This is a genomic window from Acidovorax temperans, assembly GCF_028596105.1.
Lineage (GTDB): Bacteria > Pseudomonadota > Gammaproteobacteria > Burkholderiales > Burkholderiaceae_C > Acidovorax > Acidovorax temperans.
Genome location: NZ_CP117193.1, coordinates 1,565,541 through 1,590,746 on the forward strand (window position 1 = coordinate 1,565,541; position 25,206 = coordinate 1,590,746).

The 25,206-nt window shown below is 62.7% G+C and carries 27 protein-coding genes; 21 read left to right on the plus strand and 6 right to left on the minus strand.

Annotated elements, in window-relative coordinates:
- Positions 1-154 precede the first annotated feature (154 nt).
- From PQV96_RS07400 to PQV96_RS07440, 9 genes are all read left to right on the plus strand, one after another.
- Positions 155-1,966 (plus strand): PRTRC system ParB family protein, encoded by a 1,812-nt coding sequence (locus tag PQV96_RS07400; protein ID WP_199865973.1) that lies wholly within the window; start codon positions 155-157, stop codon positions 1,964-1,966.
- A gap of 96 nt (positions 1,967-2,062) precedes the next feature.
- Positions 2,063-2,554: a PRTRC system protein E gene (locus PQV96_RS07405; RefSeq protein ID WP_063460616.1), complete on the plus strand. Its 492-nt coding sequence runs from the start codon at positions 2,063-2,065 to the stop codon at positions 2,552-2,554.
- Between the two features lie 96 nt (positions 2,555-2,650).
- Complete coding sequence (locus PQV96_RS07410) at positions 2,651-3,109, plus strand: PRTRC system protein C (protein WP_063460615.1); 459 nt, start codon at positions 2,651-2,653, stop codon at positions 3,107-3,109.
- Positions 3,106-4,173 (plus strand): PRTRC system protein F, encoded by a 1,068-nt coding sequence (locus PQV96_RS07415; protein WP_273624917.1) that lies wholly within the window; start codon positions 3,106-3,108, stop codon positions 4,171-4,173. The genes PQV96_RS07410 and PQV96_RS07415 overlap by 4 nt, the downstream gene beginning before the upstream one ends.
- Before the next feature lie 19 nt (positions 4,174-4,192).
- Positions 4,193-4,933 (plus strand): PRTRC system protein B, encoded by a 741-nt coding sequence (locus PQV96_RS07420; protein ID WP_063460613.1) that lies wholly within the window; start codon positions 4,193-4,195, stop codon positions 4,931-4,933.
- Positions 4,930-5,640: a PRTRC system protein A gene (locus PQV96_RS07425; RefSeq protein ID WP_063460612.1), complete on the plus strand. Its 711-nt coding sequence runs from the start codon at positions 4,930-4,932 to the stop codon at positions 5,638-5,640. The genes PQV96_RS07420 and PQV96_RS07425 overlap by 4 nt, the downstream gene beginning before the upstream one ends.
- A 35-nt stretch (positions 5,641-5,675) precedes the next feature.
- A complete protein-coding gene (locus PQV96_RS07430; protein WP_242421838.1) occupies positions 5,676-6,542 on the plus strand; it encodes a PRTRC system ThiF family protein in 867 nt (288 codons plus the stop codon).
- Positions 6,539-6,748 carry a hypothetical protein gene (locus PQV96_RS07435; protein WP_013722321.1) on the plus strand — a complete coding sequence of 70 codons (210 nt, stop codon included), beginning with the start codon at positions 6,539-6,541 and terminating at the stop codon, positions 6,746-6,748. The genes PQV96_RS07430 and PQV96_RS07435 overlap by 4 nt, the downstream gene beginning before the upstream one ends.
- A 128-nt stretch (positions 6,749-6,876) precedes the next feature.
- Positions 6,877-7,206, plus strand: a complete 330-nt coding sequence (locus PQV96_RS07440) for an H-NS histone family protein (RefSeq protein ID WP_060984449.1) — start codon at positions 6,877-6,879, stop codon at positions 7,204-7,206.
- Between the two features lie 10 nt (positions 7,207-7,216).
- Here the strand turns inward: PQV96_RS07440 and PQV96_RS07445 are convergent, their stop codons facing one another.
- Complete coding sequence (locus PQV96_RS07445) at positions 7,217-8,356, minus strand: phage integrase N-terminal domain-containing protein (RefSeq protein WP_063460910.1); 1,140 nt, start codon at positions 8,354-8,356, stop codon at positions 7,217-7,219.
- Between the two features lie 1,200 nt (positions 8,357-9,556).
- On the opposite strand from PQV96_RS07445, the gene PQV96_RS07450 reads away from it, so the two are divergent.
- Entirely contained in the window at positions 9,557-10,222 is a 666-nt protein-coding gene (locus PQV96_RS07450; RefSeq protein ID WP_273624918.1) for a PRTRC system protein D, read from the plus strand.
- Here the strand turns inward: PQV96_RS07450 and PQV96_RS07455 are convergent.
- Positions 10,163-11,203, minus strand: coding sequence for an IS630 family transposase (locus tag PQV96_RS07455; RefSeq protein WP_044395424.1), 1,041 nt, complete (start codon positions 11,201-11,203; stop codon positions 10,163-10,165). The two genes, PQV96_RS07450 and PQV96_RS07455, sit on opposite strands and share 60 nt — an antisense overlap.
- A gap of 57 nt (positions 11,204-11,260) precedes the next feature.
- Between PQV96_RS07455 and PQV96_RS07460 the strand changes: the two genes are divergently transcribed.
- The 6 genes from PQV96_RS07460 to PQV96_RS07485 all read left to right on the plus strand — a co-directional run bounded on the left by PQV96_RS07460 (position 11,261) and on the right by PQV96_RS07485 (position 15,610).
- A complete protein-coding gene (locus PQV96_RS07460) occupies positions 11,261-11,707 on the plus strand; it encodes a hypothetical protein (protein WP_337931859.1) in 447 nt (148 codons plus the stop codon).
- Positions 11,704-11,979 (plus strand): hypothetical protein, encoded by a 276-nt coding sequence (locus PQV96_RS07465; protein WP_013722317.1) that lies wholly within the window; start codon positions 11,704-11,706, stop codon positions 11,977-11,979. Before PQV96_RS07460 ends, PQV96_RS07465 begins: the two co-directional genes overlap by 4 nt.
- Positions 11,980-11,986: 7 nt before the next feature.
- Complete coding sequence (locus tag PQV96_RS07470) at positions 11,987-12,370, plus strand: CFI-box-CTERM domain-containing protein (protein ID WP_273624920.1); 384 nt, start codon at positions 11,987-11,989, stop codon at positions 12,368-12,370.
- Positions 12,371-12,429: 59 nt separating this feature from the next.
- A complete protein-coding gene (locus PQV96_RS07475; protein WP_060984453.1) occupies positions 12,430-12,978 on the plus strand; it encodes a PD-(D/E)XK nuclease family protein in 549 nt (182 codons plus the stop codon).
- A gap of 113 nt (positions 12,979-13,091) precedes the next feature.
- The gene (locus PQV96_RS07480) at positions 13,092-13,532 is read left to right on the plus strand and encodes a thioesterase family protein (protein ID WP_013722314.1); all 441 of its coding nucleotides are present in this window, start codon (positions 13,092-13,094) and stop codon (positions 13,530-13,532) included.
- A gap of 401 nt (positions 13,533-13,933) precedes the next feature.
- The gene (locus tag PQV96_RS07485) at positions 13,934-15,610 is read left to right on the plus strand and encodes a hypothetical protein (RefSeq protein ID WP_273624921.1); all 1,677 of its coding nucleotides are present in this window, start codon (positions 13,934-13,936) and stop codon (positions 15,608-15,610) included.
- 521 nt (positions 15,611-16,131) lie between these two features.
- Here PQV96_RS07485 and PQV96_RS07490 read toward each other — a convergent pair.
- From PQV96_RS07490 to PQV96_RS07505, 4 genes are all read right to left on the minus strand, one after another.
- Positions 16,132-16,905 (minus strand): hypothetical protein, encoded by a 774-nt coding sequence (locus PQV96_RS07490; RefSeq protein WP_207375370.1) that lies wholly within the window; start codon positions 16,903-16,905, stop codon positions 16,132-16,134.
- A 36-nt stretch (positions 16,906-16,941) separates the two neighbouring features.
- Entirely contained in the window at positions 16,942-17,694 is a 753-nt protein-coding gene (locus tag PQV96_RS07495) for a hypothetical protein (protein ID WP_273624922.1), read from the minus strand.
- A gap of 24 nt (positions 17,695-17,718) precedes the next feature.
- On the minus strand, positions 17,719-18,393 hold the full coding sequence (locus tag PQV96_RS07500; protein ID WP_207375368.1) for a hypothetical protein: 675 nt from the start codon (positions 18,391-18,393) through the stop codon (positions 17,719-17,721).
- 368 nt (positions 18,394-18,761) lie between these two features.
- Positions 18,762-20,033: an IS256 family transposase gene (locus PQV96_RS07505; protein WP_023436223.1), complete on the minus strand. Its 1,272-nt coding sequence runs from the start codon at positions 20,031-20,033 to the stop codon at positions 18,762-18,764.
- Between the two features lie 133 nt (positions 20,034-20,166).
- Between PQV96_RS07505 and PQV96_RS07510 the strand changes: the two genes are divergently transcribed.
- The 5 genes from PQV96_RS07510 (at position 20,167) to PQV96_RS07530 (ending at position 25,188) form a co-directional block, all read left to right on the plus strand.
- A complete protein-coding gene (locus tag PQV96_RS07510; protein WP_273624923.1) occupies positions 20,167-21,048 on the plus strand; it encodes a tyrosine-type recombinase/integrase in 882 nt (293 codons plus the stop codon).
- A gap of 10 nt (positions 21,049-21,058) precedes the next feature.
- Positions 21,059-22,252, plus strand: a complete 1,194-nt coding sequence (locus PQV96_RS07515) for an IS91 family transposase (protein ID WP_273624924.1) — start codon at positions 21,059-21,061, stop codon at positions 22,250-22,252.
- Positions 22,253-23,030: 778 nt separating this feature from the next.
- Positions 23,031-23,264, plus strand: a complete 234-nt coding sequence (locus PQV96_RS07520) for a helix-turn-helix transcriptional regulator (protein WP_273625234.1) — start codon at positions 23,031-23,033, stop codon at positions 23,262-23,264.
- 24 nt (positions 23,265-23,288) lie between these two features.
- The gene (locus PQV96_RS07525; RefSeq protein WP_131798445.1) at positions 23,289-23,501 is read left to right on the plus strand and encodes a hypothetical protein; all 213 of its coding nucleotides are present in this window, start codon (positions 23,289-23,291) and stop codon (positions 23,499-23,501) included.
- 190 nt (positions 23,502-23,691) lie between these two features.
- Positions 23,692-25,188, plus strand: a complete 1,497-nt coding sequence (locus tag PQV96_RS07530) for a PDDEXK family nuclease (RefSeq protein ID WP_273624925.1) — start codon at positions 23,692-23,694, stop codon at positions 25,186-25,188.
- The last annotated feature ends 18 nt before the right edge of the window (positions 25,189-25,206 follow it).

The following is a 25,206-nucleotide window of genomic DNA, read 5'->3' on the forward strand; positions in this document are numbered from 1 at the left end:
TTCCGTCTCCAGATTGAGAGCAAGTCTACGGCCCGGTGGCGGTGAGACTCTGCAATCTGGCGGTTACTCGCATTCCTGTGTCCTTTGGAAAGGGGCGTTGGCGTTGTCCCTTGAAGGGCTGTTGAGCAGCGAGAGCATGACTGCATCCCACCCGATGCAGACAGGAGGCACCGTGAACGATCTCAGCCAACCAAGTCAGCCCACCTTGCCGATCCGCCGGATCGTCCAGGGCAAGAACCCGCGCACGTACTTCGATCCCGACAAGATGGCCGAACTGGAGGAGGGCATCCGCGCCGTCGGCGTGCTCGAACCCATTGTCGTGCGGCCGATTCCGGGCACCGACCGCTACGAAATCATCGCGGGCGAACGCCGCTGGCGTGCCGCCAAGAACGTCTTCGGAGACGGCTACGACATGCCCGTGGTCATCAAGGACGCCAGCGACGAGACGGCCGAGGCCATGTCGGTGATCGAGAACTACCACCGCGAGGACATGTCACCCGCCGAGGAAGCCCATGCGGCCCAGCGCCAGCTCCTGCGCCAGCGCGGCGACAAGGAGAAAACCGCCCGCCTCATGGGCTGGTCGCCCGACGTGCTGGAGCGGCGGCTGGCGCTGCTGGCCTGTACGCCTGCCGTGCTGCAGGCGCTGACCAGCCGCACCATCCTGCTCGGCCACGCCGAACTGCTCTCGGGCATTCCCCCCGACAAGCAGGACACCGTGCTCGAGGGCATCCTGGCGCAGAAGGTGCCGGTGGCCGTGCTCAAAGCGCAGTTGGGTCGCTATGCGCGTCAGCTGGCCGATGCGATCTTCGACACGGCGCCGTGCGGCGGCTGCGCGCACAACTCGGCGCGGCAGGCGGGCCTGTTCGCCGAATCCCTGGGCGAGGGCTACTGCCAGCACCCGAGCCATTTCGAGAAACTGACCTTGCAGGCGGTCCAGGCCCGGGCCGATGCCCTGCGCGACGAGTTCCCGGTCATCCGCATCGTGAAGGCGTCCGACGGCTTCACGCCGCTGCCGCTGACCGCCGCGGGCGACCTGGGTGTCGGTGCCCCGCAGTACACCTCCTGCCAGGGGTGCCAGTCCTTCGGCTGTTCGGTGTCCGCGATGCCGGGCAGCTACGGCGAGGTCACACGGTCGCTGTACTTCGATGCCGCATGCAACAGCCAGAAGGTCGCCCTGTGGCGCAAGGCGCAGCGCGACGCGCAGGCGGCAGTGGCCGAGGCAGCGGGCAAGGGGAGTGCGAAGGCTGGCAAAAGGAACAAGAGCGCTGCGAAACCCGCAGCCGTCGCACCAGCGAACCAGACCCCGCAGCGCGTGGTGGCGCACCGCCTGACGGAGTGGCGCAAATGGCTGGCCAAGGCCCTGATGGCCCAACCGCAGCGCAGCCAGCGCGTGCTGATTGCCCTGGCGCTGGCCGGGCGCGGTGCCGATCTGCGCGAGGCGCAGTTCCGCAACGCCTTCGAGCGGATCGCGGGCCAGCCCGGACGCGCTGGTTTCGGCGTGCGAGGCGGGCTGCAACGCGCCGATGCTGCACCTGAGGCGCAACTGGAGCGGCTCTTGCAGGCCGCCACCGCGTCCGCCGCCTTCGGCGTCAGCACCAGCGACCTGGAACTTCTCCTGAACTACGCCGAGGTCGATGAAGGCCGGTACTTCCAGTGGGACAAGGCATTCCTTGACCTGTTCACGACGAGCGAACTGGAGAGTCTCGCGGCCGAGGTGGGGTTGAAGAAGGCGATGGGCTCAGGCTTCAAGGTGGCGCGCTCGGGCAAGAAGCAAGAGTTCATCGCGGCCTTGCTCAAGGTGCCGGGGTTCGCCTACCAAGGCACTGTGCCCGCCGTGATGTGCTATCCGCGCCAGCCGATCCTGGCCGATGAAGCGCAGGACGGAAGCGGCGAAGCGGATGAAGTGGAAGGCTCCGAGGCCACCGACACCGCAGCCGAACCGCAGCCAGAACCGGCCCTGGCCTGATGCCGGATTGGCCCCTGGACAGCGGGGGAGCCGGTTCTAGCATGGTCTGGACGGCCCCACGGGGCCATGTCCCCCCATTCCCCCAAGGAGCATGACATGACGATGTTCGAGGAACTGTTCGCGCTGGCTTGCAGTGCCACGCTCACCATGACGGTGAGCGCCGACGAGAAATCCGGCCGCCTGACGGTCAACGTGATTCCCAAGCCCAGGCAGGACGCGGGCGAGCCCGCGCTGGCCCAGCCCCTGAGCCTGACGGCGACCCCGCAGGAGTTCGACACAGGCTTCATTGAAGCGCTATGCGGCTATCGCGAAGTCCGGCGCAGCCTCGCGCAGCAGGCCGAGGCCACCAAGGAAGTGATCGAGGCGGCCAAGGCGGCATCGGTCAAGAAGGCCAGCGATGCGACGGCCAAAGCTGCAGCCCCCAATCCGTCCGCTGCCAAGCCAGCCCCGGCATCCACGGCTGCGACCACGGTCAGCCCGGCTCTGCAAGACGATGACGATGGGGCGGATGGCGGGGATGCCGCGCCGCAGGCCGCAACGGTTGGCGTGGCGGCGGGCAGTGGCGAGTCCTTCGACCTGTTCGGATGATCCGCCGCAGCACCCTTGCGCCGGAGGCGTCCGGCGAGAGACTGACCGCAAGGCCATCGCCGTGGTGGCCGCATCCGAACCCAAGGAGCCATCCCCATGTCGATCGAAATCACCCCCATCGTGCGTACCTTCACCTACAACGGCATCCTGCTGCCGGACGTGCCCGGCCTCGCGCCACGCGAAGTGCGCGACCTCTACAGCGCCCAGTTTCCCGAACTCGTCAGCGCCGAGGTCGAGGCGGGCGAGGTCGCCAACGGGCGGCAGGACTTTGTTTTTCGCAAGGCCGTGGGCACCAAGGGCACGGGCACCCATGACGCCGTGCCGCAAGCACCATCCGGCCCACGCCTCGCGGCGCTGCTGGAGCGTGTGCAGGCCGTGGAGCGCGGCAACCTGGGTGCGACGGGCAAGCTGTCACGCGCCTTGTCGCGTCGCAGCGTGCAGACCCGTTCGTCGGCCTGGAGCCAGTTCGCGCATCGGATGCTGGAGGAGCAGCACCACGCCGCCTCTGTCCACCGGGCCAGCGCCACCAGCGACATGCTGGTTCCACTGCCATGACGGCGCTCACCGTCCTGCCCTGTTCGCCGTTCCTGGCGTTGCCGGGCCTGGGCGCAGGGGTGCCGCTGACCGTTGCATCGAATTCCCAGGCCCGGGCCAACGCGGCGCTATGCCGCTTCCTGATCGAGGCGGGCGCGGTGCGCGAAGGGGACTTGCCGGAGAGCGAGTCCGACCCACTCAAGGCGTGCGAGCGCGCCATCGACGCCTGGGTCAAGCGGCAGGTCGGGCCGCTACAGTGCCTGGAGCCGCGTTTCGCGGTCAGCGTGCTGGACGAGCATGGCCACCGCCCGGCGATGCGTGGCGAGCGGCAGGCCGCCTACGCCCAACTCGATGTGTACTGGTGCGAATACCGCGAGGCGGAGTGGGCCGTGGGCGAGGGCCTGGAGGCGCTCAATGCCGCCATGCCGCGCCTGGGGGCCACGGTTCTGCAAGTGCTGCGCGAACAGAGCCGACATGTGTACCCGCTGTTCACCCCCGACATCGCCTGCGACGTGGCCTCCTACGTGTACTGGCAGGGCGAAATGGACGAGGAAGCCGCCCTGGACATGATGTGCGAGGACTGCGACGAGGCCGAACGCGACGCCATGCGCGAGGAAATGGTCACGCGCGGCAAGCTGGATGCTTCCTACCCCGAATGGGCGCGGAGCTGGCTCTCACTGCCCCGCAAGGGCGAGCGGCGGACCAAGGGCAAGAAGGCGTGGAAACCGTGCAACCTGCGGCATGCGGCCAAGACGCTCACCGACCCTCGGATGCGCCAGATCGCCGCCGATGCGCTGGCGCTGTCGCGCCTGACGATCACCGACGAGTTCCTGCCCGACATGGACGGCGAGTACATCGGCTTCGGCGCGGTGCTGTCCTGGGACGAGGGCGACGTGACCACGCGCATCTACGACGACCTGCTCCAGATGGCGCATCAGGCTGAGTTCTGCGACCGCATGGGCGAGGCGCAGATTCCGATGAGCGACCCCGGTGCGCTCGGGGCGTGGTTCCACCGCATGGGCCAGCGCTTCGAGGCGATCGGACTGATCGACCGCTTGATCCACGCGCTGTCCGCTGGACACTGACAGCAGGAGGTCATCGAAGATGAGCGAAGCGGAATTTTCCATCCACACACCCACGGACGACGTGCTGACGCTGGACCAGGCCGTGCTGCTGTACCACGGACGCTCGGGCGGCGCGCTTGCCACCGTGCATGAGATTCTGACCGTGGACGGTGCGCCGGTCATCGGCGCGGGACGGGCCATGACCGCCCAGGCGGCGCGGGAACTGGCCTCGGCCTTGCTCCAGCGGGCCGCGCACGGCGGCTTTCTGCCTGAGACGGTGCTTTACGTGCATGGCGACGTGCTGGTGTGGTGGGCACCACCGGCGCGCAGGCACATCGCGTTCCGCGTGGGCACCGACCATGCCGAATCCTTCGGCGGTGGCGAGCGCGGTGAGGCGGTGCCGCTGCCAGGGCTGGTTTTCGGGGCCTCCAGCCGAGCGTGGCGGGTGTGGGCGGTCAAGGGCAGCCGCCGCCCGACGCTGGGCACGCCGCTGTTCCAAGCCCCGTTCTTCAATGTCAATGCCCACGGCCACATCTGTCAGGGCAACGTGCCGGTGCCCGAGGGAACGACCGTGGAGAAGATCGGTGCCTGGAACGATGCGTTCTTCCACTCCTACTTCACGCACCCTAACGTGGCGGGCAAGCTGCTGAACTACCGGGGCGGCTCCTTTGCATTCTGGCGCGACATGCTGAACCAGCGCTTCAAGCGCTTTCCCGAACGGGTGCTGGTCGATACCAAGACCACGTTGGGCCAACTGCTCGGCGAACCGGAGGCACCATGACGTACACGATGGACCCCAGGGACCAGGCCCTGCTCGCCGCCTGTCCCGTTGTGGCCGCGCCGCGCTTCGGCGCGCTGCCGGACATGGCCAACGGCCAGCGCATTGTGGTCGCCCGCAACGGCTGGTTCGTGCAGACCCGGCTGGACTGGCTCGACAGCATCACCGCCTTGGGGCTGGAGCCCCCTGCGATGCGCCTGCCCTACGGGGAGGTGCAGGAGTGCCTGCGGTTCAGCTTCGGGCAACTGCCGATCAGGATGATCGAGGAATTCGTGGCCTATGGGCGGCAGCACCTGCCCGATGAGGCCGCCGGGGTGCTGATCTACTCGCGCAGCACCGGGCGGCTGCGCTTGGCGATCTGCGAGGCCGAACGTGCCTCGCCCGTGCGCATCGACTATCGCAGGCCGCCGATGGCCAGCGACGAGACGGTAGCGGTGGACTTGCACACGCATGGCCACGGCCCGGCCTTCTGGTCGGCCGACGATGACCGGGACGACCAGGGCATCAAGGTGGCCGGGGTGTTCGGGCTGCTGGACCAGCCCGCGCCGGTGGCGTGCTTCCGGCTGGTGATCAACGGCCTCTACAAATCGCTGCCGCACCATCCGTGGCAGGGGCCGCTGGCGCTGGCATCCATGCCGGACGCAGGGGAGCCCGGTGCAGGCCGCGATGGCTGGGTGCTGCGCTTGGTGCGACGCTGGCACAGCGCTTGAAAGCCATCCTCCCCGCGAGAAACTGACGGCAGGACATGGAACTGGAGGCGCTGGTGGAACACCTGATTCATCCGAGGTTGCTGGAACGCCGCGTTGCGGTGCATCTGGTCGGCGTGGGCGGCAACGGCGCGCAGATGGCGGCGTGCCTCGCACGCCTGGACATTGCGATGCGCGCCCTGGGCCATCCCTACGGCCTGCACGTCACTGCCTTCGACGCCGACCGCGTCAGCGAAGCGAATGTCGGGCGGCAGCTCTACAGTGCCGCCGACATCGGTAGGCACAAGGCGTTGGTCACCATCCACCGCCTGAACCAGTTCTACGGCCTGGACTGGGACGCCCACCCGATGCGCTATGAGGAGCATGTGAACGGCCAGCGCTACTGGGCGGGTACGGACTTGCTGATCAGTTGCGTGGACAGCCGCTCGGCGCGAGGTGTGCTGCACCGCATCGCTTGGCGGGACACCAGCTGCTACCGCTACTGGCTCGACCTGGGCAACACGGAAGCCATGGCGCAGGTGGTGCTCGGCCAGCCCGAAGGCGGGAGGGCATTGGACCCGCGGGCAACGGGGCCGCGGCTGCCGTGCGTGACCGAACTGTTTCCAGAACTGCTCGACGACACGGCACCCGAGGACAACCAGCCGTCCTGCTCGGTTCGCATGTCGCTGGCATCCCAGGGGCTGTTCGTCAACGACGTGGCGGTGCGCTTCGCGGCGCAACTGCTCTACGAACTGTTTTCCAGGGGGCGGCTCGCGCAGCATGGGGTGGTGGTCAATCTCGACTCCAAGCGCGCAGGCCCCATCGAAGTTGATCCTCGCACCTGGGCGCGCTTCGGGTTCTTCCATGCGGGCAGTGAATCTAACCAGTCCGAATCCAGGACTCTCACGGAGGCAGAAGCCGAATGAGCATGCAGCAATGGAATGTGCGCGTTGTGCGCGACGGAGAGGCCGTCCATATCGGAAAGGTGGGCGAGTCCACCGAAGCACTGGCGCGCTGCGCAGCGTTGTCGCGCTTCGGCCTGTCCGAGGACGAAGTGGAAGCGGGCGGAATACGCCCGCGCGGCGCGGCGATCTATCCCGACGAGGACTTCGACGTATCGCCGTCACTGTGATTGACTGGCTGGATAGACTCCCAAACCGAGCCGGATGCATACTGCTATAGACTCGCGGTGCGGTTGGGTCACCATGCCTTGCACCGCATGACCGCGCAATTCCGCGCACTCAATATCCAGAGACTGCTATGGCCCGCAAACGGACGGCTCTAGAAATCGACGCAGAGATTGCCAAGCTGCAAAGGGAGCGGGAGGAGACCCGCGTTGCAGAGAAGGCAGGGGTGGTTGCCCGCATGAAAGAGGCTATCGCCTATTACGGCATCACGGCCGCCGACTTGGGATTGGGCGGTGCCTCGCGCAAGGCATCCGGTAACGCCAAGAAGCCCAGGCCCGAAGCGGGTCGCATCAAGTTCAAGGACGATGCGGGCCACACTTGGTCAGGCTTCGGCCCCAAGCCCCGATGGTTCGCCGAGGCGCTGGCCAGCGGCAAGACCGAGGCCGATCTGCGCGTCGCCTGACACCGGTTCTTCAAAAGAGGGCGGTGGGGCCTCGGCTGCCCGTGGGTTGCTTCGGCAGTACCGCTCCTATATAGGCACCGGAAGCCCTGGCCCTCGAATGGCCGGCTCGCTCTGACACGGCCAGCCGTGCCGCATGGTCCACATCTGCGGCCACGGTCCCGCCCCCACGCACGGGCGACGGCACGCCCGCAATGCTCTCGTACAGATCGTTCACATTGCCATGGCGCAGTCCATGCCCCGTGGTGCCCACCAGACGTTTCGTGATTCCGAACTTCTCCAGGGCGTAGTCGAGTCGGCGCAGATTGCGCTTCAGGTCGAGCGCTGGGTGGCCCAGGTGGGCGTCGCGGCTGGTAACCAGCGAGCGCGCCAGCGCCACCGAGGCCCGCTGTTGTTCCGTTTCCAGCGCGACCCAGCGCACGCGCCCACCCTTGCCCTTGATCCACACGTACTCATCCGCCTTGCGGCGCTCGGCAGGCAGGCCCGTGTCCTCGAAGGGCGCGACGTGCTCGAAGGGGCGGAACATCACCGATTCCTTGCGCCGCAGCGCCAGCGTGTGCATCAGCCGCATCGAGGCCGCGATCCGTGCGTCGTACTGCGTGACCTGGGCGAGGATGGCTTCCACATCGATGCCGTGCGCGCTCCAGCTTTTGTCGTGCTGGGCGTACTCATGGCGCTGGTATTCCTCCAGGCACAAGCCATAGCGCACCGGAAGTAGCACGAGGCCGGGCTTGTTCATCCAGGATGCCAATCCGCGCAGGAAAGACAGGTAGGTCTGAATCGTCGCGGGTGCCAGATGCTCGCGCTGCCACACCTGCACCATCGCGTGCAGATGCTTCTGCCCCAGGTTGCGCGGATCCGGCATGGTGTGGAAGCCAGCTTTCAGCTTGAGGTCGAGGAAGAAACGCCGCAGGAAGCGGGCGCGCTCGGCGCGGGTCTTGTGCGAGACGGTTTTCTCGCGCGCCGTGTGCCGGGTGTTGAACAGCTCGATCAGTGTCTCCAGCACGCGCATGGGATCGGCATGGCCGGGCCGCAGTCGGGCGAGGATTTCCTGGGGTGTTTTGTCTATCCAGGATTGCCGGCGCGGCCGATCTGTGCCGGGTATGCGCCTCGCGCTGATGGGATTGGTTGACTGAGTGGAAGGGTTCGTCATGGTGCTTTCCAAATCAAAGGGGACAACACGCCGCCCGAACGGCGCACTGGCAGGAATCCGGGAAGGTCGGCACCAGCGACGGATTCCGTCAGCCGCTGGTGCGGGAGGTCGATTCATCACGGCGGCGCACGCGACCACGGCATGCGCCACCGACCCAGGGGTTGCGCCAGCCACATGCGCGTGCAGGGCCAGCTCGGTCGGTCTTAAAAATGAAAACGTGTGATCCGGCTCCGCATATGCATTTCTGCAACGGCGGAGGCTGGTGACGCACTGCTGCCTCGAGGGCAAACAGTCGCATCGGCGCCGAGATCAGGTCTCGCGCTATCTGGTGGATCAATCCTGGAATTCGCAGCGCCATCCGCGCGCATGGGTCCGCCCCTGACCGAAAGTCCAGGGCGGTGTCGAGCGTTTGAGCGGGGACAAGCGGGGAGCCCCTTCGGGGGCAAGCACAACCGCTTGCGGCGTGAAACACGCGTGCTCAGTAATGGCGGGATCGGGAGCCGGCATCGGGTGCCAAGTCGGGAGATCGATGGCCTTGACGCGCTTCTGGGAGCGCCCAGCCACAGGGCTGGCGAAGGTCATAGGCAGATGCACTACGAAAGAGAACCTCGGGGCGGTCGCCTCGGGGGCGACGGCCACCCCGGTTCAGGACCGGGGCTTGAAGGGCAGGTAACGACTGCGACGCCTTCTGCTCCTTGATGGAGCGGGCCAAGGTTGGCCCTCGGGAACCTGTAGTGGATGACGAAAGGGGCTTGCAGGTCAATGCAGGCGTGGCAATGCGACGGCATGAAACCTGGGTTGCCGGTGGCGCTTGCGCCGACGCGACGGCCTGATAGGGGCCATTTAGTGTCCCGCAGGGCGGCAGAGCGAGGCTGCATGCGGGCTTGACAGGCGAACCGCCTGCCTCTGGTCCAACACGGGGCGCTCAAGGCGGGTGTGGGACAAGCACCGCTGAATGGGGCAGTGGCTTGCGTTCGGGGTTGACGAGTGCCAAAGCAGTGAGACCGTGGTGACACACGGGCAAGTCTTGAAGGAAGAGGCCAGCGACAGGTGTCAGTGCATCGTCGCTGTCGTTCCACCCGGATGACGGCACAGAGAGCCTGATGCCGAAATGCGGGGCATTCCGAGCGGATTGCGCGTGGCGTGGAGGCATCGGCGTGCCGATGCTGATCGACATGGTTCTTTACTTGGAGCACTCACATGGAATTGATCGTCCGAGCGGTGGATGTCGGGTCCGGCAACACCAAATTCGTCACTGGCGTCGTGGGAAACGAAATCCGCTGCGCCAGCTTTCCGTCCGTCGCCTATCCGTCCAGCGGAGAGACGCCTCACTGGCCAGCCAGCGAACGGCGCAAAACCGTCTGCATTCCGGTCGGGCCGCTGTTCTACGAGGTCGGACCCGACGTCGGCCTGGCGGCCGACACCTTCCGTGCCAAACAGCTGCACGACGAGTACACCGAGTCACCGGAATACATGGCCCTGCTGCGCGGCGCGCTCAGCATGATGAAGGTGTCCCACATCGATCTGCTGATCGTCGGGTTACCGGTGGCGCTCTTCTCGCTGAAGAAATCGGCGCTGGAAAAGACCATGGCTGGAGAACATCAGATAGGCGGCGGGAAGACCGTCACCGTCGCTAAGGCGATGGCCGTTGCCCAACCGCAGGGTGCCTTGGTCCACTACGCGGCCGAGCACAAGAAGATGGCAACCATCGGAACCGAGCAGAGCCTGGTGATCGACCCTGGCTCTCGCACCTTCGATTGGTTGGTCACGCGTGGCATGCGCCTATTGCTCCGGCCCCATGAAGTCTCAAGCGGCGGCATATTTGACGCGGGGATCCTGAAAGTAGCTCATCACCCGCTCGGGTGACTTCTCCAGCATGGCCATGTGTTCGTTGGCCGCATCGCGCAGTTTTGCCTTTGTTCTGACCGGGACCCGCTTGCCCATGGCCTGCTTGAGGTCGGCGTTCAAACGCTCTTCTGGGTTGAGTTCCGGGCTGTAGCTGGGCAGGTAGAACACCTCGATCTGTTCCTTTCTCTCTGCCAGCCACGCCTTGACCGGTTTGCTGTGATGTACACGCAGGTTGTCAAGGATCAGGAACACCTTCTTGCCCGCGTCCTTGATCAAGGCCTCCAGGAACTCAATCAACTTGTCGCTGTTGAAGGCCTCGTCAATGATCATCCAGCGTGCCTTGCCCCGGTTGGTCACCGTGGCGATCATCGACAGCTTCTGGCGTGTGCTGCCCACCGTGAACGCCACGGGTGTCTCACCTGCTGGTGCATAGCTCCTGCCGCGTACATCGGTGTTGACCAGTGCGGTCTCATCGCCCCAGTGGATTTCGCCGCCCTCAGCCTTGGCCTTGGCCTCGATGGCCGGGTAGTGTTCATCTAGCCAGGCCTTGACGGCTTCGGGGCGTTGTTCGTATGCCTTCTTGATGGGCTTTTGTGGGGTGAAACCCCAGCGTGCCAGGTATTTGCCCACGGTGCGCACACCCAATTTCAAGCCACATTCCTGTTCGATAAGCTGCATCACGGCGGCGCGACTCCACAGGAAGAAGTCCATCTTCAATTGCTCGGGACGTTTGTCGCAGATGGTCTTTTGGATGTGGACTTCTTGCTCGGGCGTGAGCAATCGGGCATCGCCTTTCGTGCGACCACGACCGGCTGGTTTGATGGCTGGCCAGCCGCCTTGCTCGAACAGATCAAGCACCTTGCGCACAGCCGGGTAGCTCAAGCCCGACATCTGCACCAGTTCCATGACTTTGATGCCCCGTTTGTGCAGTCGGATGACTTGCTTGCGCCGCTCGTGAAGCTGCTCCAGGGTTTGGTATCTCGCGTCTTCTTTGTCCATGCTGCTTCGAACGCGAAAATCAGCAGAAAGTTCAATCTTTATGGGGCCCGATCAATAGTGCAGAAGCAGTCGCATTCGATCAACCGTGGCATGTCGGACGTGCTGCGGCTGCTGGCAGCCGAGATCTCCAAGGATGTCGGCTCACCGTACCGCGACTACGACGCCATCGACCTGGCCTTGCGCTCCGGCAAGTCGCCTGTGATCTTCCAGAAACCCTACGACATGGGTCGGCACTTGCCTCTGGCCGAGAGCGTTGCGCAGCAAGCGGTGTCGACGATGCGCCAGTGGATCGAGACGCCGGAGAGCCTGCAGAACATCATTCTGGTGGGCGGTGGTGCCTTCTTGTTCAAGAAGGCGGTGAAGGCGGCATTCCCGAAGCACCGGATCCACGAGGTCAAGGAGCCGATGTTCGCCAATGTCCGCGGATTCCAGCTCGCCGGGCAGAACTATGCCGCCAGCGCGATAGCTCCCGGCCGCGACCGCGGGGCAGGGGAGATCGCATGAACGGGAACACACAACAGGATTCCAAGCCGGTTCGGCTGGTGTTCGAGCTGGCGCGTGCGGACAACCCGCGGCTGTATGACGAGCTGGTGCGATTTCCGAAAGGTGGCAAGCGGGTCAACCGGCTGCGCGTGCTGGCCTACGACGGCTTGCTGGTGCAGTACGGAATCTTTGCCGTCGACGGTGCTCGCCCTGTGCTGGCATCGGCGGGCCGCGAGGTGCTGGCTTCCGCAGGCGTGACCAACGATGTGTTCGGGCCGAGCCTGGCTGAGTGAGGTGCAAATGCCAAGACAAGGAATGGGGCGTCATGGCGAGGTGGCCGCGAAGGATTTGGCCGAGATGGGCTTCTGCGAGAAGCGAGTGCAGCTGGCCCATCTCCATGGGGAGCGGGCTACCCCGAAGCAGCGAAAGGCCATGGCCCGAGGGCAGGTGGCTCACCAGCGGTACTGGGAAGAGGGCGTGGCAGCGACGGCGGATCGCCGGTGTTTCGTGGCGACCTTCGTGTTTGGCCCGGATGCATCGGAGACGCAGGTGCTTCGCGCGTACCGCGATGCGGTGCTCTTGCGCCAGTGCTGGGGGAGAGCCCTGGTTGCGGCGTACTACCGGGTTGCACCAATGGGCTGCCGCATCATGGCGCGATCGCCTGGGATAGTGATCGGGGTGTGATGCGTACTGCGCATCGTGGTTGCCTGGTGTGCGAAGGCGATGGGCGACAGGGGGCTGCCATGACATGGTCTGCCATGTATGTGCTCGCCGGTTTCGTTGCGTTCGTCCTGTGGCTGGCGCGGCTATGGATGGGACGCCATAGGTCTGGCGAACGGGCCTCCCGACCGCGAGGGCTGGTCGGTGCCGAGCTGGCCTATATGGAGAGGCTCTTTCGCATGCGGCACCCCTTGCGGCTCGTTGCCAGGGTCGATCGCGTGTACCGTCGTGCCAATGGCATGTTGGTACTGGTCGAACTCAAGACGCGTCTGGCAGCTCGTGTTCATGAAACTGACCGAATCCAACTGTCGGTGCAGAAATTGGTGATCGAGGCACAGACCGGGGAGGTCGTCGAGCCACAAGCCTTCGTGAGCTTCGCAAGCCCGACGGGCAGGCACGCACGCAGTTCGCAGAGTGTGAAATTGCTGGGGGTCGAGGAAATTGTCGCCCTTGTGCGTCGCCGCGAAGCGATCCTGGAGGGACGTATTGAGCCGACTTATGCGCGTTCGCCAAATGCATGCAGTGGATGTGCCTTTCGGTCGGAGTGCGACCGGCTTTCTGTTCGCCGATAAGGCCTGATCGCGAAATGCTCGAAATTCGGGCAGGATTTCTCGTGGACTGGTGTGGGCATTGCCGGGGATATTGCTCTGGTCATCATCCACGCTGGCGCGAGCCATCCCGATCCATGAACCATGAGAGCATCAGCCAGATCTCCTTCGACGAGGTCTATGTCGTTCCGTCCCATCAAACCGCCCGCTCGTTGTTCACGCAGTTGCCGCATGGGCGTGGTTACGCTGAGACGCTCATTGAGTGCATCGCTACGGGGTATCTCGTGGCCGTCGTCGAATCTATCTGCATCAAGGAAATGCAGCGGCACGTTGACCACGAACGAGAGGTTGTCGTGGGCCGCAGCATTCACTTGGAACACCGTGGACCTATACCTCCTGGCGCAGAGATTCGTCTGTCGGGATGGGTTGAGCGATTGGGACCCCGAAGCGTGACATTCAATGTGCGCGCCCATGATTCTCATGAACTGGTGTGCGAGGGTCATGTGACGTTTGTGGCTGCCGATCGCAGCGCACTCGAGTCGAAGATCGCGCACAAGGTAAACGTTTCCGCCCGGTAATCCAATTCGCTTCAATCCAGAGCTCGTGCCGCTAGTCACCGGACAGATCCGGGTGCGCCAGCGCGATTTTGACCAAGCTGTCGTGAGTGGCATCCAGGAGAAAGAGCATGGTGAACTGGACGGGCATAAAGGCGGTTGGCGATGGAAAGGCGGCGGTATTGTGTCCTAGATCGCCTGCCGCTGGCGTTGCCTCGCCTGCGATAAGACGAAGCCGACCACGGCCCGCTGACCGCAGTGCAACTGCGCCAGTTCAGGAAGCCCTACAGTACCGAGCGGTTTTCCGTGGTCCAGGCTGGGTGTGCTGCATCCGTAGCTCATGCATGCTGCCCAGGCTGTTTTCAAGGCTGCCACCGGATGACTGCTGACGCCTGGCCCCCGTTCTGCGGGCCAGCCGGACGTGGATGAAGACAAAGAAACATACAGCAACCATGACCAGATATACCCCGGACTCTTCGTTGAACGATCAATCCTCATCTGTTCCTTCCACAGAAGGAACGCAGAAACCGACAGAAGAGGCTCCATTGAAGACTCCAGGCGGCTCATCCTCGCAAGAGGGCCGTCAATATCAAGCATCTGCCCAACTCTCGGGCAAACAGCTGGAGACCGCCACCAAGCCTGCTGAGGTCTGGTGGTTGGCGCGCCTGAAAGAGCATCCTTTCAAGGCTTTCAGCCTCGCGGTATCGGTCTATGGAGGACTGATCCTGCTGGCATTTTTCACGCATCTGGGTTCGATGCCCGACCTGGACTTGGCGGGAGCGACCGCCACAGTAGCAGCAGTTGCAGTGATAGGGTTGCTGGTGATTTTCACGCTGGGGGGCTCTACGATCGCCGCAGGGGTTGTAACGCGGTCTCTGGCATCGTATGTACCTCATTTGGCGAGCCTCCGGAGCCTAATGTTCCTGGCTGCGCCGGGCGGCATTTTTATTGCCGCGGTGGTGGTTTCTGTCATCTCTGAGAAAACTCTGTCGACCACCTGTTGGATTTGGTTCACGCTGGCTCTCTCTTTTTTCGTCCCCGCGTTGGGGTGCTGGTATCAGCAGCAGAACAAAAGTGTCTTTGAGGCAGAACCAGGAGTCGAAAGCGGAGCGCAATGCAAATCACCGTCAGAAGGCGGTGCGAAATCGATATTGGAGAATGGCAATGCTGCGGCGCGGCGCAAGGAGCCCGAGACCTGGGAAGAGTACGTCGCCTACCTTGCGAGCGGATTCATATGGCTTGTTTCGGCCATGATGGCATTTGTGACCTATGAAGCACTGACCCGGCAGAGTAACGTCGACAGCTTGAAGTTCGCCGCCGGGCTGGGTGGTTGGGGTGTCATCAGCATTCTCTTGAACATGGTGGTTGTGAGGATTCCCCAGAAAGCTCAAATCCCAGCATTTATCGCCTCGGGCGCCGCCGCGGTTTTGATTCTGACGATGCTGACTTCAGCATGGATGGCCATTCCCGTGGCAGTTGTGCGTACTCTGGGACTTGGGGAAATACCCGTTGGTGTGGTGTTGACGCCCGAAGGATGCGAGACCTTCAACAAGAGCGCACGTGGACAGCAGATATGTCAATTGGATGCTGACAAGAAGCTGGGTTGGGCATGCCCAGTCATTCTGAAGTCCCGTATTGGCGCTCCCATGGTGTTTGAGTTGGCATCATTTGGGGGCGATGGGAGGTGGCCGATCTGGCCTGCCGAGATCGAGAAGGGCCGACTTGGCGGCAGTGTGGGCCATCTGCGCTACCAGCGCATCCAGGTGGCTAAATCCGAAGTCAGATCTTGGCCGTCCGTCACCCCATTTGTGCCGAGTGAGCCGAAAGAATCCGGTCAACAGCCTGCCCAGGATGCTGGTCCGGCCGAGGGAGGGGGAACCAGGGGAGAAGCGGGTGGTGATGTTGTCAGCAAGCAGGCAAACCTCAGTCCGCTTGTCAGCTATCTGAACCTGAAAGATGCAGGATTGAGCGATGCGCAAAGACAATGGCTTGCGAGGCAATGCGGGCCCGCTTTAAATTCGGAGGCTGCCACCCCACCGAAGGCTATACCGAATCGGACAGCGCCCATTGCGCGCAAAGCGAATACCGGCAAAGAACCTTGACTTTGCAGGCTGGGCTTTTGCTAGTCAAAATAGTGTCTGCACCCTTGAGCGCGGGCTGTGAGAAACGACTGCGCGCTGGAAGCAGCGTTGGCACCATATCTCCAGTTTGACGCGGATCCGCGCAAAAAACCTCCGCAAGCATACGCCGATGCCGCCGCTGACGAGGTATTGGACGATGATGGCGCGGAGGGCGAAAACTGAGCGTTGCGTCGTGTTGCGTTGCGTTGCGTTGCGTTGCGTTGCGGGCATGCGTAGAATGAAGCGCGCACAGTTCATTTATAAACTCGCTGCGTATTCCACCTATCCTGAACAGAGTCCTGGGATGTGAACACCTGAACGGCACGCCCACTCAACTGGCTTCAATCGGCCAAGAGCGGTCTATGAAAGTTAATCGAAGCGGACGCTCAGCGCAGAGTTAACCGGGCAACGACGGAGGACGCCGTGCCTGCGAGGTGCAAGATAGACAGTGACCGTCCCGTGAACAAGGTGGCCAGCTGTTGGCGTTCCGGTAGAACGACCTGTCAGGCCTCATTCTTTGGCACCAGAATGGCGGCGCTGGTGTAGCCGAGATCGAACTTCATGAGCGGCCCGGTGCCGTACTTCTGCTGCAGATACTCCAAGAGAGGGCCCTCATGCTTTCTGTCGAGTGCTGCATCGAGGACGAAGGCCGTTCCCTCGGCTTCAAGAGACTCCGGATCTTCGACCGCCGTTCCGAACGGCGTCAGTACCGGTGAGTTGCGCAGGACTTGGAAACGAGGAGACAGCGAGTTCAAGCAGAGTTTTGCCGATATGGACCGGCCATCAGTGTGGGCAACAACAGCGCCGTCGATCACCTCTGCGCGACGGAAAAAGTCCGAATGGCGAAAGTAGTAGCAGCGTCTGTAGCCTGAGGCGCTCATCTCGAGGATATTGGTGCGCCCATACAGGGTAGCCATGAACTGTTCATACTTGCCGACGGCCAGTGGTCCCGTGGCAGTGAACCACATGAGCCGGAAGTCATGCTGCTTGTCTGATGAGGACCGCAGTTGGTGAGACGCATCGCGTATCAAGCCCGATAGCGTCTCGTCGCGCCGAATGGGTAGGCTTGCAGCATGAATCTGGCCGCTTTCAAGCTCCTGGGCACGTTGCGAGAGATAGGCGAAGTCGTCTTCCTTTGTCTTCTCTTCAATCAGAACCCGGACGCCACTGAAGTCGGCCAGAAAGTCAGATTCTTGTTTTTGCTGTGCATCGGACGTCGGGATGTCCTGAACGGCGATGCCCCAGTGTTCGAGTAGGGCTTTTGCGTACGAGGGCATTTGATGAGGCCTAACGTTTGAGCTACCCGGAGCAGGCTACTTCTTTGATGGCGTGGGGCCTGCACTCGGCTTAGAGAGATCGGAGTTGCCCTTAAAGACCAAGTTTGGAGGCCCTGCTGGCTTCGCTGCGGGGACTGGCGCTGGTGCCGGTGCCGGTGCGGATGCGGGCTGGCTTGGGGATGGATTCTGGCTGCTAGACATGAGTACCTCCTTCGTGGGCGTTGGAATTGGAGCAACGATACGTACTTGGTGAGTCTTCTCGTCGGCGGTCACCTTGTTGTATGCGTACATCAAGGCGGTTGGCAATAGGAACGCTACTCCAAGAGCGATGGCAGCCGTAGCTCGGTGCAGCCGGTTCCCGCGAACGACATTGTTCTGACCATTCCAGTCAGTGGCGTCTGCAATCCTCTGCAGCAAGTAGTCACCAAAGTCAGCGTCAGCCAAAATGCGCGCGTCCATCGGCGTGCTTCCGTTGCCGACGTGCCAATCATGCAACTCACCTATGTGCTTCAGTAGATCAGTCGAGCACGGCAGCTTTCGGTACTCGTAGTTCCAGAAGGAGCGAAAGAGGCTGTAGACCGAGAAAGACACTGCACCAAGAGTCGCTGCGGCCAAGGCACAGAACGTGTAGGTGAGCGCATCTAGTCCATACCGATAGTCCACCAAGATCACAGACGTGGCGCTTGCTACGACAGTAATTGCGACCAATGGAATATTGGTCGCCGAGGTAAGGCTGTTCCGTTGATCGAGCTCGAAGTCGTATTGTTTGCGAAATAGTTCGAGATGCATCGCTTGTGCGGCCTAACGTTTGAGTCAAGCCGCAGCACCAGAGCGACCACTTGGGAGGTGTTTGACCAACTCACCAAACTGACACATCTTGCCTCCGAATTTGACGGCTTGGCCAGCAAGCGGTGTGTGCGAGTAGTCCTTCTCATTCATGAATAACAGAGTCTTCCAGATCACGCCAAACACGATGCCAACATCGTAGCGGTCAACCGAAGTTGGACTCGCACTCAGACCTAGACCAACCGACTTGCGTTCAGTGACGTCAATGATGGTGTCGTAGGACTTCTTCGTCTGGAACTTTAGTTCCTTTGGGGTTGCGAGCGTTGTAGCTGGATTACCCTCCTCGCCGAGGGTTAGATGCCAAACATGGTTGTGGACAACGATGTTTCGCAAGAGAAAAACTTCGGCAAGTTCGGCCTTGCACGGAAGATCAGGGAAGAACAGCTGCAGCTGATCCGGCACGTCTTTTCCGGGAACGACTTCTGCATTGCGCAGAAAGCGCACCCTGGAAACGAAGGACTCCAGCACAGCGACTAGTAGGACGGTCGCTGCCGCGGCGTAGCCATTCTCAAAATGACCAGTTCGGGAGCTGTTATCGGCAACTGGCTCATGCTGAAGCATTCGCTCAATCAGATCGGCAATTGGCTGAAAGTAACTAGTGCCAACGATCGAGATGATGTCTGGTACTGCGAGTGAAGACACTGGGTTCCTTTAAGGCCTAACGAAATGTCGACCGCACTAAGCCGCAGGCCATATCTAACGCCTGCGGTCTAAATTGGCACGCGAAAGCCGCCGCCCCTCCTGTGTTGCGCGCCACAGGGTTGATGGATCAAATCCGTGAGCGAATTCGTTACAAACACTATAGCCTGCGCACGGGGCTGGGCTACGCCATGGCGCCGTCCATCGTCAGACGACGGCCTTGTCGCTGTGCACTGACCGACTGCTCCGGGTCGATGGACTAAACCGCTCGCGCGGTAGCCCGCCGCGAAGGCCCTGACAGTGGGAGTGTCAGGATTTCTGTGTGTGAGGCTGTTGAATCCGTCACTCAATCGTGAGGCGGCTTGGTGATCTTACTGGCGCGATCTGGTAAATCGGTCCTCGTAGAGGATCGCAAATTGGTTCATCGCTGATTTCCAGTGGTTGGCCGCCCGCCCCCAGTCCGCGGTGATGTTGCGCAGCGCCAGCCAGATCAGCTTGGTGGCCGCCTCGTCGCTGGGGAAGTGGCCGCGCGTTTTGATGATCTTGCGCAGCCGTGCGTTCACGCTCTCGATGGCGTTGGTGGTGTAGATCACGCGCCGCACCTCGGGCGGGAAGGCGAAGAACGGGATGACCTTGTCCCAGGCCCGGCGCCAGGCGCTGACCACGGTCGGGAACCGCTGCCCCCAGGGGCCGGCCGCAAACGCATCCAACTCGGCCTCGGCCGCCTCGGCGCTCACCGCGGTGTAGATGGGTTTGATGGCTGCGGCCAGCGCCTTGCGGTCTTTCCATGACGCAAAGTCCAGGCCACCCCGGATCAGGTGCACGATGCAGGTCTGCAGCGTCGTCGCCGGGAACACTGCGCCCAGCGCCTCTGGCATGCCCTTGAGGCCGTCGGTGACGGCAATCAGGATGTCCTGCACCCCGCGCGTCTTCAGATCGTTGAAGACCTTCATCCAGAACTTCGCCCCCTCGGTGTTCTCGATCCAGATTCCCAGGATGTCGCGCGAGCCGTCAGGCAGTACGCCCAGCGCCAGGTAGACGGCCTTGGAGCGCACCACCGCATCCTCGCGAATCTTGACCCGCAGCGCATCGAAGAACACCACCGGGTACATCGCCTCCAGCGGCCGTGTCTGCCAGGCCGTGACCTCGCCCATCACCTCATCGGTGACACGGCTGATGAGCTCGGGCGAGACGTCCACCGAGTACATCTCAGCCAGGAAACCCTGGATCTCGCGCACCGTCATGCCGCGTGCGTACATGGCGATGATCTTGTCGTCGAAACCCGTAAAGCGCCGCTCGTGCTTGCCAATGAGCTGCGGCTCGAAGCTGCCTTCGCGATCGCGTGGGACATCGATGCGCAGCGCCCCCACATCGGTCAGTACGGTCTTGGTGCTCTTGCCGTTGCGGTGGTTGGCTGATCCGCCTGTGGGCTTGGCTTGGCCGGGCGCATAGCCTAGGTGATGACTCATCTCGGCGCCCAGCGCCCGCTCAAGAATTGACTTCTTGAACTGATCGAACAGCCCTTGGACTTGGCCCGGCGTCATGGGCCCGGTCACCAGCTGGTCAAGCAGCTCGGCCGGGATGTGAAATTGCGGCTGTGCCGCCTGGTCCGCCAAAGCGGTGGGTTTGGTCTTGCGTGGCATTCATGCTCCTTGTCGACATGCTATGCCTCACACACAAAATTTCTGACAAGCTCCTGACAGTAAGTACACATCGCGCCCCTGTCTATGTTGGCGAGTGAGGCAATCGGCCTCGTTCTTCGACAGGAGCACGATCATGATCCCTTCCCCTTCGACCCCCTCCATCTCTCCACTGCGCCAACGCATGCTTGAGGACATGCGAATGCGCAAGCTTGAGCCTCGCACGCAAGAAGCCTACATCCGTGCCGTGCGCAAGCTGGCCGCTTACCTCAAGCGCTCGCCCGATGCGGCCACGGTGGAGGATCTGCGCAATTTCCAGCTCCATCTGGTGGATACGGGCTCATCTCCCATGACGCTCAACGCCACGCTCACGGGCCTGAAGTTCTTCTTCGACATCACGCTGGGACGCATCGAGCTGATGGCCAAGATGCAGCCCGTGAAGCTACCTCGCACCTTGCCTGTGGTCCTGAGCTGCGAAGAAGTCTCACGCCTTCTGGCTGCGGCCCACAACATCAAGCACCAGGTGGCTCTATCGGTTGCCTATGGCGCAGGTCTTCGCGCCAGCGAGGTCGTCAGCCTGAGGGTCACCGATGTCGACAGCCAGCGCATGACGCTGCGCGTGGAGCAAGGCAAGGGTGCCAAGGACCGCTACGCCATGCTCAGCCCTGTCCTGCTGCGGCGCCTGCGCACCTGGTGGCACCTGGCCCATGCCCAGGGCAAGATGCTGCCTGGCGGCTGGCTGTTCCCAGGCATGACGCCCTTGGAGCCTCTTTCGATTCGCCAGCTCAACCGCGCCGTTCATGCGGCAGCCGATGCCGCTGGTATCAACAAGCGGGTCACTACCCACACCCTGCGCCACAGCTTTGCCACGCATCTGCTGGAGCGCAAGGTCGATATCCGCGTGATCCAGGTGCTGCTGGGGCACAAGAAGCTGGAGACCACATCGATCTACGCCCATGTGGCGACTGACCTGCTGCGCGAGGTGATCGGCCCCTTGGAGCCCATGCCTGCCGCCTGAAGGTGCGCGCGTGCAGCGGCCCACTCTGGAGGTCGCCGACATCTTCCTCAAGCATGGTGCCGCCTGGCGTGACAGCCAGCGCGGTCACTTGAGCCTGTCTCAGCTCAAGGTCATGTCGGCCATTGAGCAGTGCCGCACAGCGGCACTGGGGGGACATGTGTTGCGCTGCGATAGCTGCGCCACCGAGCTGGTCTCCTACAACTCCTGCCGCAACCGACACTGCCCCAAGTGCCAAAGCGCTGCAGCCAAGCGCTGGCTCGATGCCCGCCAGGCTGATCTGCTGCCCGTGGAGTATTACCACGTGGTCTTCACGCTGCCCGCGCCCATTGCAGATCTGGCGTACCAGAACAAGGTAGAACTCTATGGGTTGTTGTTTGATGTCGCCGCCGAGGTGCTGCGGACCATCGCTGCTGACCGCAAGCATTTGGGTGCACGCATCGGTGCCACGCTGGTGCTGCATACCTGGGGTTCTGCACTGACGCATCACCCGCATGTACATGGCATCGTGCCAGGCGGTGGGCTGGCTCCTGACGGCAAGTCCTGGGTGGCTTGCCGATCGGGCTTCTTTCTGCCGGTGCGCGTGCTGTCCAGGTTGATGCGACGGCGCTTCATCGAAGAGCTGTTGCGCCTGCACCAGGCGGGGCGGCTGAGGTTCTTCGGCGAACTGGCGGCGCTGGCTGATGGTGCCTGCTTCAGCCAGTGGCTGGCTCCGATGCGCCAATGCGAGTGGGTGGTCTATGCCAAGAGGCCGTTTGCCGGCCCCCAGGCGGTGCTGGCCTACCTGTCTCGCTACACGCACCGGGTGGCTATCACGAGCAGCCGGCTTGTTGCGATGGATGAGCGCGGGGTAATTTTTAAATGGAAGGACTACCGGGCCAAGGGGAGCACGCGCCACAAGACCATGACGCTGGCGCCCCAGGAGTTCATGCGCAGATTCCTGCTGCATGTGCTGCCCAGCGGTTTCCATCGTATCCGCCACTATGGCTTGCTGGCCAATGGCAACTGCAAGGCCAGCCTCGCGCTGGCGCGCCAGTTGTTGGAGGTCGTCCCGGCGCAAGCCGCCTCACCCAGCAGCGAGGAGCAAGCCGACCTACCGCCCAACGCAGTGCCGCCGATCTTCGTCTGCCGACACTGCGGCCAGGCGATGACCATCCTGCAATGTCTCATGCGCGGGCAGGCCATCCGCGCACCGCCCGCGTTATGAGCAGCTCTGCGCGCCACCACTTGTCTTTGATGTCGATGCGCTTTTGCCCGTCGACAGGGAGGGCGCACGCATGTCGCCGCGAACGGTTCTGTATGGCCTGCGAAATACTCGGAAACAGGCGACTGATCAGCAATGCCCCAGGCCCCGCCCACACACAACGGCACACTGGCATCGCATGCATACGAGCTGTGATCGCCAGGCCGCTGCCCGAATCCCCATAGCGTTTGCGCCCGGAACACCCGCGTTGGCGTTCCCCGCGGTTTCCTCCCCCGAGGCTTGTGCGACACCTGCCCTCAGGCCGTGGGTGATCGTCGTTTGGGTGCCAGTTCCGGGCAGGTATCCCACAACCCTAAACAATTCCAGCCGATCACGATGTCGGCTTAGGTGGTCACTTGAATGCCACCGAAATCTACCGGTAGACGCCTCCCTTTTCCGCGGGAGCGCTTTCGGTTGCGGATGCGGCAGGGGGAACTACCTGTTAGTCTTCCAATGTGCTGCCAGTCCCAAGGCGCATGTCATGTTTCCACCGATTATCGGTGGCGTCGCGGTCGTTACCCGCCTGTATAACTGAAGTGGTTCGGTTGCCCTGGCAATGATCTGGCCGGACAGGACATGCGGTGTAGCCGTCCGACTGTGACGGTGCTCGGCACCATCGCGCCAAATTCTTGCGGCGCCGATTACCTCCCCACGCTGGCATAGAGTCCAGCCCCCTCTCCAGTTCAGCCCATGCACACGCGTGAGCCAACTGGCCCTTCACATCTTCAGCACCGAGGTTCTTATGGAGCAACAGTTCTCCTCTTTTACATTGCTACGTCTGGCAAACGTCATGCGACTTACCGGTCTTGCCCGCTCGACGATCTACAAGCTCATTGCGGCTGGTGAGTTCCCTGCACCTAGAAAATTAACCCGCCGCGCCGTTGCCTGGCCGGCTTCTGAGGTCGAACAATGGGTGGTGGCCAGGGTACGAACGCTATCGGGCAGTTCCCATCGGTCGCACCAAAGCAAGAGATAAAAAGTTTCCTCAAGGACCAACCCATTGCGTGATCGACCTTCTCCGGAGGGCGTGCTGGATATCAAATCAAAGCAGCGTGAATCCCATAGCGGTATTCACCGATTCTTTTACAGCATCGAGCGCCGCATTGATTGCCGCCTGCCGCGCACGATCAAGACCGACAACGGCAGCGAGTTCATCTCCAAGGTGATGGACAAATGGGCCTATGAGCGCGGTGTCCCTCCCACGATGAAGTAAATGGTGTTGCCTGTGGCGTTTCGTTCGATTATGGGGCGGCCCATTCAGCAGCCGTGCGTATCGCTGGAACGACGGCCGACCGCACTGGCATCATGCGTATGCTCGCTGGCAAGGTCGGCGCAGCGTTCGGGCCATCGCGGGCCAGCGGCAGCGGGTCCGTCTCGTCCAACAACATGGGAGGCAGAGGTCTATGGCTAAACCACACATCACGCGAACGGTCGGACCGATTCACTTCGAAGACCTTGATCCTCACCGGTTCGAGGACCTAGTCCGCCAGTTGGCCTATGACTTCCGGCCGTGGAAGTCCATCGAGTCCACGGGGCGCGGCGGCGCCGACGACGGTTTCGATGTCCGCGCTTTCGAGGAGGCGAGGGTGCCGGCGACCGTGATGGACGACGAGGCGGACGCCGAGGACATCCCGCACCCGATGGAGGGCAACCTCTGGATGATCCAGTGCAAGCGCGAGAAGGAGGTCGGGCCCAAGAAGGTGGCCACCATCATTTCGGATGGGGTGGCGGCGCAGGCGCCGCCCTACGGCTACATCCTGGCGGCGCCAGTGCATTTCTCCAAGGCCGCGCACGACCGCTTCCGCGAGGAGCTCAGGTCCCGCGGAGTCATGGAGTTCTATCTGTGGGGCGCCGGCGAGCTGGAGGACATGCTCTTCCAGCCCAAGAACGACCACATCCTGTTCGCCTTTTTCGGCCTGTCGCTGGCGACCAGGCGGCGGTCCCGGGCCGCCTCCGTTCGTTCCACGGTGCTGGTCAAGAACAAGCTGATGCGGGTGTTGGGCGACCGCCCTGTCCAGCGCGTGCTGGTCCGCGATCTGGACGACGAAAGCTATCCCTACGAGGGCGACTACCCGGACTTCGACAAAAATCCCCGGTGGAAAGAGTACAAAGCGCACTCCTTCGATCCATGTGGCCTGGTCGTGACGGAGGCCAGGCACTTCGCCTACCTCGACCGCGAAGGCGGCGAATGGGACAGCACGGAGTTGGTGGACGAAGACGTGTCCCTCGGAGACCAGCAGGAGGAACAGCAACAAGCGCAATGCCTCGCGGTCAAGGGCTTCTGGGAACTGCTACCCAGGGCCCGCCGCGCGATCTTGGTGCGCCGTGCGCTGCTTCGCTTTGACGCGATCGCGTACATCGATGACAAGGGCGACAGCGTGTTCGATATGCCCCATCTCTATGTGCCGTACGAGGCGAAGCATGGCCCCTTCGCCGGTTTCCACGAATACCTGGAAATCAATGAGCACACGCAGGTCCCGCTGGAGGGGCTGACCCGCAAGGCCGTCTTTCCCGACAGATTTTCCGCGCCCAGTTTTGGCACGGTCCACAGTGGCCCTGCCCTTACCCTTGATGCGGCCACGCATGCGCGGCTTCAGCACGGACGCCGGGAGGTCACGCTCTATGGGCTTGGCAGCCAGTATGGGCAACTGAAGCCGACTGATGTAGTGCCAGTGAGTCTACATGGCTCGCGGGCTGCGGAGAAGTTCTTCATCAAGGTCACAAACATCGGTGTGGTGAAAGGCGGGGTTCTGCTCAAGCAGGCCGAGCACAGCCTAGCCATGCAGCACGACATCGGGAGCCAGTTGGGGGGCACGTTAAAGGCTTCGGACAAGGTCCGGGTCGTCGAGGCGGCCGGGATCTATGAATGGCAGATCGATCAGAACCGTCCAGTGATCTAGCCCTGCGGCCGAGCCGTG

Coding starts and splice junctions, on each gene's coding strand:
- PQV96_RS07495 (WP_273624922.1), bottom strand. CDS start 17,694: ATGCATCTCGAACTATTTCGCAAACAATACGACTTCGAGCTCGATCAA.
- PQV96_RS07450 (WP_273624918.1), top strand. CDS start 9,557: ATGGAATTGATCGTCCGAGCGGTGGATGTCGGGTCCGGCAACACCAAA.
- PQV96_RS07400 (WP_199865973.1), top strand. CDS start 155: ATGCAGACAGGAGGCACCGTGAACGATCTCAGCCAACCAAGTCAGCCC.
- PQV96_RS07490 (WP_207375370.1), bottom strand. CDS start 16,905: ATGCCCTCGTACGCAAAAGCCCTACTCGAACACTGGGGCATCGCCGTT.
- PQV96_RS07505 (WP_023436223.1), bottom strand. CDS start 20,033: ATGCCACGCAAGACCAAACCCACCGCTTTGGCGGACCAGGCGGCACAG.
- PQV96_RS07485 (WP_273624921.1), top strand. CDS start 13,934: ATGAAGACAAAGAAACATACAGCAACCATGACCAGATATACCCCGGAC.
- PQV96_RS07455 (WP_044395424.1), bottom strand. CDS start 11,203: ATGGACAAAGAAGACGCGAGATACCAAACCCTGGAGCAGCTTCACGAG.
- PQV96_RS07470 (WP_273624920.1), top strand. CDS start 11,987: ATGCCAAGACAAGGAATGGGGCGTCATGGCGAGGTGGCCGCGAAGGAT.
- PQV96_RS07430 (WP_242421838.1), top strand. CDS start 5,676: ATGGAACTGGAGGCGCTGGTGGAACACCTGATTCATCCGAGGTTGCTG.
- PQV96_RS07445 (WP_063460910.1), bottom strand. CDS start 8,356: ATGACGAACCCTTCCACTCAGTCAACCAATCCCATCAGCGCGAGGCGC.
- PQV96_RS07475 (WP_060984453.1), top strand. CDS start 12,430: ATGACATGGTCTGCCATGTATGTGCTCGCCGGTTTCGTTGCGTTCGTC.
- PQV96_RS07405 (WP_063460616.1), top strand. CDS start 2,063: ATGACGATGTTCGAGGAACTGTTCGCGCTGGCTTGCAGTGCCACGCTC.
- PQV96_RS07530 (WP_273624925.1), top strand. CDS start 23,692: ATGGCTAAACCACACATCACGCGAACGGTCGGACCGATTCACTTCGAA.
- PQV96_RS07520 (WP_273625234.1), top strand. CDS start 23,031: ATGGAGCAACAGTTCTCCTCTTTTACATTGCTACGTCTGGCAAACGTC.
- PQV96_RS07415 (WP_273624917.1), top strand. CDS start 3,106: ATGACGGCGCTCACCGTCCTGCCCTGTTCGCCGTTCCTGGCGTTGCCG.
- PQV96_RS07420 (WP_063460613.1), top strand. CDS start 4,193: ATGAGCGAAGCGGAATTTTCCATCCACACACCCACGGACGACGTGCTG.
- PQV96_RS07510 (WP_273624923.1), top strand. CDS start 20,167: ATGATCCCTTCCCCTTCGACCCCCTCCATCTCTCCACTGCGCCAACGC.
- PQV96_RS07410 (WP_063460615.1), top strand. CDS start 2,651: ATGTCGATCGAAATCACCCCCATCGTGCGTACCTTCACCTACAACGGC.
- PQV96_RS07435 (WP_013722321.1), top strand. CDS start 6,539: ATGAGCATGCAGCAATGGAATGTGCGCGTTGTGCGCGACGGAGAGGCC.
- PQV96_RS07425 (WP_063460612.1), top strand. CDS start 4,930: ATGACGTACACGATGGACCCCAGGGACCAGGCCCTGCTCGCCGCCTGT.
- PQV96_RS07480 (WP_013722314.1), top strand. CDS start 13,092: ATGAACCATGAGAGCATCAGCCAGATCTCCTTCGACGAGGTCTATGTC.
- PQV96_RS07465 (WP_013722317.1), top strand. CDS start 11,704: ATGAACGGGAACACACAACAGGATTCCAAGCCGGTTCGGCTGGTGTTC.
- PQV96_RS07440 (WP_060984449.1), top strand. CDS start 6,877: ATGGCCCGCAAACGGACGGCTCTAGAAATCGACGCAGAGATTGCCAAG.